This window comes from Phenylobacterium sp. (genome assembly GCF_036723115.1).
Taxonomy (GTDB): Bacteria; Pseudomonadota; Alphaproteobacteria; order Caulobacterales; family Caulobacteraceae; genus Phenylobacterium.
Genome location: NZ_DAIMHV010000160.1, coordinates 1 through 6,160, shown reverse-complemented (window position 1 = coordinate 6,160; position 6,160 = coordinate 1). Strand labels below are relative to the sequence as shown.

The following is a 6,160-nucleotide window of genomic DNA, read 5'->3' as shown; positions in this document are numbered from 1 at the left end:
TGGGCACGAACATGAAGGCCTGGACCTTCATGATCCTGCGCAACCAGTTCTATTCGGAGAAGCGCCGCTCCTGGCGGCAGAGCCAGCTCGACCAGGAGGCCGCCGAGCGGACCCTGGTGGCGGTGGACGATCCCGAGGCGCCCGTCGCCCTGGACGAGCTCCGCCTGAGCCTGGGCATGTTGCCGCCTGAGCAGCGCGAAGCCCTGATCCTGGTCGGCGCCGGCGGCTTCGCCTATGAAGAAGCCGCAGAGATCTGCGGCGTGGCGGTGGGCACGGTGAAAAGCCGGGTCAGTCGTGCGCGGCGGGCTCTGCAGACCATTCTCGAGGACGGGGCCTATGAACGCGACGGCGGGGCGGCGGGTGACGCCATGCGCTCCATTCTGGCCGACGCCGAGCGACTCAGCACCGTCCGCTGACGGCCCGGGGGTGGGGCTGTGAACAGCGACGCCTGGGCCTCGCTCCGAACGATCCGCGTCCGCCTGATCGGCGCCATGGCCGCGGCCCTGTTGCCGGTGCTCATGCTGGGCGCCGTGCAGACGGGTCTGGCCTTCAACCGGGAAGCCGAGCTCCAGCGGGAGAGCCTCGCCTCGGCGGCCATGCGCAGCGCCGCAGACGCCCGGGCGCGGATGGAGTCCGCCGACATCCTCCTGGAAACCCTGGCTCCAGGGTCGGTGGGATTCGCCTGCGCGCGGCGCCTGGGCGAGGTGGTGCAGCGCATACCCGGCTACGCCAACCTCATTCGGTTCGACGCCCTGGGCCGGGTGGCCTGCGCGGCCGGGGACGTGCCGGCCGATCCGCGCCGCGCGGAGCGGGACTGGTTCCAGCAGGTCCGGGCTTCGGACGATCTGGTGATCACCCGCGACCCGGGGGTGGACTATGCCGGACAGCCCGCCCTTGTCGCCGCGGTGCCGGCCCGCACGGCGGATGGTCGTTTCGACGGCGTGCTGGCGGCCGTCATCGCGCTCTCCAGCCTGCAACCCGGCTCGAACACCGGCGCCATGCCCGAGGGCTCCGCCGTCGCCCTTCTCGACGGCGCCGGCCGCTTTGTCACCATGACGCAGGCGCAGGCCTTCGCCCCGCCGCCGGCCGACTGGCTTGATCGCACCCGGCAGCGCGGCGCCCATGTGTGGTACGCCCGGGTGGGCGGCGAGCGGCGCGCCCATGTGGCCGCGCCCCTGGTCGGCGACAGCCTGTATGTCATCCTGTCGGCGCCGGCGCCGGGGCTGTTGTCCTGGGCGAGGCTGAATCCCCTCACGGGGCTGATCCTGCCGCTCGTCACCTTCGCCGTGGTGCTGCTCACGGTCTTCATCGCCGCCGACCGGGTGGTGGTCCGCTGGCTCATCTATCTGCAGCGCATCGCCGCCCTCTATGCCCGCGGCCGGCTGACCGTCCGTCCGGCGCGCTCCGAGGACATGCCCACCGAAATCCGCGACCTGGCCGAAACCCTGGAGGACATGGCCGACGCCATTGTCGGCCGCGACGCCTCGCTGCGGGAGTCGCTCGCCCAGAAGGACGAGCTGATGCGGGAGATACACCATCGGGTGAAGAACAACCTGCAGGTCATTTCCAGCCTGCTCAGCATGCAGCAGCGCGCCCTGTCCGACCCCGGCGCACGGGCGGCCATGTCCGACACCCGCCAGCGCATCTCCGCCCTGGCCCTGGTCTATCGCGCCCTCTATCAAGGGCCCGACCTGCGACGGGTGGACCTGCGTCCCTTCCTGGAGGAGCTGACCGCCCAGCTGGTGGCCGGGGAATCGCTCAGCGGACCGCCGGTGCGCACCAAGCTGCACGCCGACACCCTGATGATCGATCCGGACCGGCTGGCGCCCCTGGCCCTGTTCGCCGTGGAGGCCATCACCAACGCCCAGAAGCACGCCTTCGCCGGCCGCGGCGGCCTGCTGGGCGTCGACTTCCGTGTGAGGGACGGCGAGGGCGTGCTGGAGATTTCCGATGACGGCGTAGCCAATGACGAGGCGCTGGGCGGGGCCGGCGTCGGCCGGACCCTGATGACCGCCTTCGCCCGCCAACTGAGGGGCCGCAGCGAGGTGGTGCGCAACGCCGAGGGCGGGGTGACGGTGCGCCTGACCTTCCCCACGGCGGCGGCCGGCGCGTCCGGTGAAGCCAGCGGGAACCAGGCGGCAGCCTGACCGTTCCGCCGAACGACGCAGCTTCACCCTAGGAGATGATTTCCATGCGCAAACTCGTTCTTTTCGCCCTTCTGTCCGCCAGCCTCGGCGTCACCGCCTGCAACACCGTTTCCGGCGCCGGCCAGGACGTCCAGGCCGCTGGCCAAGCCGTGACCCGCACCGCCGAAGACGCCCGCAACTGATCGAAGTAAGGCCTCCCGCCGCTCTCAACCCGCCCCTTCGGGGCGCGGGGGACAGGGTGGCGGAGACCGTCCTCAGGCGGCCGCCCGCGCCCGCGGGTCCAGGCGGTAAACGCCGGCGCTTTGAGCGACCGGGTCGAACAGGCCATCCGCCCCAGGCCCCTCGTTCAGGCCAAACACCACCATCCCGCCGGGATTCAGCGCCTCGGCCAGGTTCTGGGTCACCCGGGCCTGGGCGGCCGGGGTCATGGCGCTGAGCACATAGCGACAGAAGATCAGGTCGAAGCCGCGCACCCGGCTCATGTCGCCAATGAGGTTCAACCGCCGCCAGCGGATCGCCTGACGCAGGCGCGGCGCGACAAGCCAGGCGTCGTCCACCTTCTCGAAATGCCGGACAAGGCTGCGGATAGGCAGGCCGCGCTGCACCTCGAACTGGGTGTAGAGACCGCTCTGCGCCTTCTCAAGGGCCCGCTCCGACAGGTCCGAGCCGAAGAGCTCGAACCGGGCGCCGGGCCACTGGCCGCCGATCTCGTCGACGATCATGGCCAGGGAGTGAATCTCCTGCCCCGTGGCGCAGGCCGCGCTCCAGATCCGTACCGGATGACCGGCGCGCTGACGGACGAGATCGGCGGCGATCTCATGACGGAACAGCTCGAAGGGCTGGCGATCACGGAAGAAGCTGGTGTCGCCGGCGGCCATGGCCTCGACAATCGCCCAGGCCAGCTTGTCGTCCCGGCTTTGGCGCAGGGCCTGGATCAGGTCTGACACCCCGTCGAAGCCTTCCCGTCGGGCCACGGGCGCCAGCCGGTTTTCGATCGCATAGTCCTTGGAGGGATCGAGCTGTTGCCCTGATCGCGCCGTGCAGAGCTGGACCACAAGGTCCCGGTCCTCGGTCCTCATGCCAGGCCCGCCTCGGCGAACTTGGCGGCGACGATGTCGCTGTCGAAGGGCTTCATGATGTACTCGTCGGCCCCGTAGGCCAGGGCCTCCCGTATGGCCGGGGTCTCATTCTCCACAGTGCAGAAGATCACCTTGGGGCCCTCGCCGCCTGGCTCCATGCGCAGGCGACGCAGGAATTCCAGGCCGTTCATCACCGGCATGTTCCAGTCCAGCAGCACCACGTCGGGCATGGCGGTGCGGCACCAGGACAGCGCCTCTGCGCCATCGGCGGCTTCGGCCGCGTCGAACCCCATGTCCTCCAGGATCCGGCGCGCGACCTTCCGGATCACCCGGCTGTCATCGACGATGAGGCATGTCCTCAACGGATTACTCCCAACTGTCGCTGGGAGTGTCGCGGGACGCTGGTTAAGGAGGCGTATGGCTGACGAGGTTTGATCCGCCCCGGGCCTCACTTTGGGCGGGCGAGGCGTTGGGTCGGCGCCGGGCGGCCCAGCCTCAGATTTTCGGCAAGGTGGCGGCGAAGGTGATCTTCTCCTCGGCCGCATCGGCCAGGACCCGGCCCCCCGCATCCCCCACGAACAGGCTCACATAATAGGCCTGGACCCATTGGCCGTGGAGCAGGCCTTCGGGCAGGCGTTCGCCCTTTAGGCCCGCGGCGACCTCGGGCCGCAACCGCGCCTTCGGACCGGCGGCCTCGACGGCGATGGAGGTGGTCGCGCCGTCGCTGACCGCCCGCACACTGGTCTTTCCCCCCAGCGGCAGGGCGCCGCCGGCAAGCTGTGCGAGATTGAGAAGGCAGCGGGCCGACGCCTTGTCCACCGCGTGGGCCTCCACCCGCCAGTCGAGATCGGCCCGCAGGTGGGCGAACACCCCCTGGGTCAGGGATTCCAGCTCGCGGGGGTCGAAGGTTTCGGCCGAGGCCGAGGCGCCGAACGCAACCCGGGTGAAGGCCAGCATCTGGGCGAGCTTGCGTCCCGAGGCGGCCACGAGGCCGAGCGCATCCTCGCGCATGTCCTGGGCGTCGGGATCGTCCATCAGGTCTAGGCCCGAGACGATGGCGCTGACCGGACTGATGAAGTCGTGGCACATGCGCGCCGCCAGGAAGGCGGCCAGTTGCGCGGCGCCCACGGCGTCGTCCGCCGCAGCCCTCACCGGGGCGTTGGCGCTGTGCGGGCTGGCTGTGTCCGGAAGGTCGGGAGCATCGGTCATGGCGCCCGAGCTTGGCTTGATTTGCCCTGCAGGTGAACCGCCGTGCGGTTCAGATATGTTTCTCGAACGCCGGGCTGAACACGGCCTGCGGCGCGGCGGGGGCGGACGCCGCCAGGGGGGCGGCGGCGGCGGCCGGCTCGGCCAGGTCGACCTCATAGAGGCCCTCCCCCAGGCTGATGGCCACGAAGGCGGCGAAGCCTGCGAAGAAGGCGAAGACCGCCACCAGCACGAACGGGCGCGCCAGGGCGGCGAGGCTGAGGTCGGGCGTGCGGGCGGCGGCGGTCATGTCTGCATAACCCCGATCGGGGGGAAGAAGTTGCAGCCTGCCGCGCCATTGAGACGCCTGTAATTCCGCGCCGTAACCGGGCATAAGCGAAGCCCCGAACCTGTTGCGGTCCCATGAGATCGGATCAGGCTTAAAAGTCCTTGAATTTGCGCGCCCGACGCTGAACCCCCAGAGGCTTCAACGGAGGAGTCGCCCGACCCGCCGACCTGCAGAGGAGACCCGCCATGGCGCTCGATTCCGGAACCCCCCAGAAGACCTTCCGCTGGGACGATCCCCTCGACCTGGCCAGCCGCCTCTCGGAAGATGAGCGCATGGTCTGGGAGGCGGCCCGGGCCTATGCGCGGGACAAGCTCCTGCCGCGGGTGGTTTCGGCCTTCGCCGAGGAGCGGTTCGACCGCGAGATCATGAGCGAGATGGGGGCGCTGGGCTTCCTGGGGCCGACGGTCTCGGAGACCTATGGCGGCGCGGGCGTCAATCATGTGGCCTATGGGCTGATCGCCCGCGAGGTGGAGGCCATCGATTCCGGCTATCGCTCGGCCATGAGCGTCCAGTCGTCCCTGGTCATGTACCCCATTGAGGCCTTCGGCTCCGAAGCGCAGAAGCAGAAGTATCTTCCCGGCATGGCCCGGGGCGAGATCATCGGCTGCTTTGGTCTGACCGAGGCCGATGGCGGTTCCGATCCAGCCTCAATGCGCACGAGCGCGCGCAAGGTGGACGGCGGCTATGTGCTGAACGGGGCCAAGATGTGGATCACCAACAGCCCCATCTGCGATGTCGCCCTGGTCTGGGCCAAGCTGGACGGGGTGATCCGCGGCTTCCTGGTGGACCGCGGCATAGACGGCTTCGAGACGCCCAAGATCCAGAACAAGCTGTCGCTGCGGGCTTCCGTCACCGGCGAGATCGCGCTCGCCGACGTCTTCGTGGCCGAGGATCAGATGCTGCCGGGGGTTTCGGGCCTGCGCGGTCCCTTCTCCTGCCTGAACAAGGCCCGCTACGGCATCGCCTGGGGCGCCATGGGGGCGGCCGAGTTCTGCCTGCACGCCAGCCGGGACTATGTGTCCAGCCGGACGGTCTTTGGCCGGCCCCTGGCGGCCCGCCAGCTGGTGCAGAAGAAGCTGGCCGACATGCAGACCGAGATCGCCCTGGGCTTCGAAGGGGCCCTGGCCCTGGGTCGCCTCATCGACCAGGGCGCCTGGGTTCCCGAAGCCATCTCGCTGATGAAGCGCAACAACTGCGGGAAGGCCCTGGCCATCGCCCGCGAGGCCCGCGACATCCACGGCGGCAACGGGATTTCCGGCGAGTATCACGTGATGCGCCACGCGGCGAACCTGGAGACGGTGAACACCTATGAAGGCGCCCACGACGTGCACGCCCTGATCCTCGGCCGCGCCATCACCGGCGAGAACGCCTTCTAGGCGGGGTTGCAGCCCCAGGCCCGC

The 6,160-nt window shown here is 69.7% G+C and carries 8 protein-coding genes; 4 read left to right on the top strand and 4 right to left on the bottom strand.

Annotated elements, in window-relative coordinates:
• The 3 genes from V7D28_RS13230 to V7D28_RS13220 form a co-directional block, all read left to right on the top strand.
• The coding region (locus tag V7D28_RS13230; protein WP_333587852.1) for a sigma factor-like helix-turn-helix DNA-binding protein at positions 1-416 on the top strand (416 nt) is incomplete at its 5' end.
• A gap of 75 nt (positions 417-491) precedes the next feature.
• Positions 492-2,147, top strand: coding sequence for a sensor histidine kinase PhyK (gene phyK, locus V7D28_RS13225; RefSeq protein WP_442957941.1), 1,656 nt, complete (start codon positions 492-494; stop codon positions 2,145-2,147).
• A gap of 44 nt (positions 2,148-2,191) precedes the next feature.
• Positions 2,192-2,329 carry an entericidin A/B family lipoprotein gene (locus V7D28_RS13220; protein ID WP_333587850.1) on the top strand — a complete coding sequence of 46 codons (138 nt, stop codon included), beginning with the start codon at positions 2,192-2,194 and terminating at the stop codon, positions 2,327-2,329.
• A gap of 72 nt (positions 2,330-2,401) precedes the next feature.
• On the opposite strand, the gene V7D28_RS13215 is transcribed toward V7D28_RS13220, so the two are convergent.
• From V7D28_RS13215 to V7D28_RS13200, 4 genes are all read right to left on the bottom strand, one after another.
• Positions 2,402-3,226, bottom strand: a complete 825-nt coding sequence (locus V7D28_RS13215; RefSeq protein ID WP_333587849.1) for a CheR family methyltransferase — start codon at positions 3,224-3,226, stop codon at positions 2,402-2,404.
• Complete coding sequence (locus tag V7D28_RS13210; RefSeq protein WP_333587848.1) at positions 3,223-3,588, bottom strand: response regulator; 366 nt, start codon at positions 3,586-3,588, stop codon at positions 3,223-3,225. Before V7D28_RS13210 ends, V7D28_RS13215 begins: the two co-directional genes overlap by 4 nt.
• Before the next feature lie 133 nt (positions 3,589-3,721).
• Positions 3,722-4,435 (bottom strand): histidine phosphotransferase ChpT, encoded by a 714-nt coding sequence (gene chpT / locus V7D28_RS13205; RefSeq protein ID WP_333587847.1) that lies wholly within the window; start codon positions 4,433-4,435, stop codon positions 3,722-3,724.
• Positions 4,436-4,484: 49 nt separating this feature from the next.
• Complete coding sequence (locus V7D28_RS13200; protein ID WP_333587846.1) at positions 4,485-4,721, bottom strand: hypothetical protein; 237 nt, start codon at positions 4,719-4,721, stop codon at positions 4,485-4,487.
• A 224-nt stretch (positions 4,722-4,945) separates the two neighbouring features.
• Between V7D28_RS13200 and V7D28_RS13195 the strand changes: the two genes are divergently transcribed.
• The gene (locus tag V7D28_RS13195; RefSeq protein WP_333587845.1) at positions 4,946-6,136 is read left to right on the top strand and encodes an acyl-CoA dehydrogenase; all 1,191 of its coding nucleotides are present in this window, start codon (positions 4,946-4,948) and stop codon (positions 6,134-6,136) included.
• Positions 6,137-6,160: the final 24 nt, after the last annotated feature.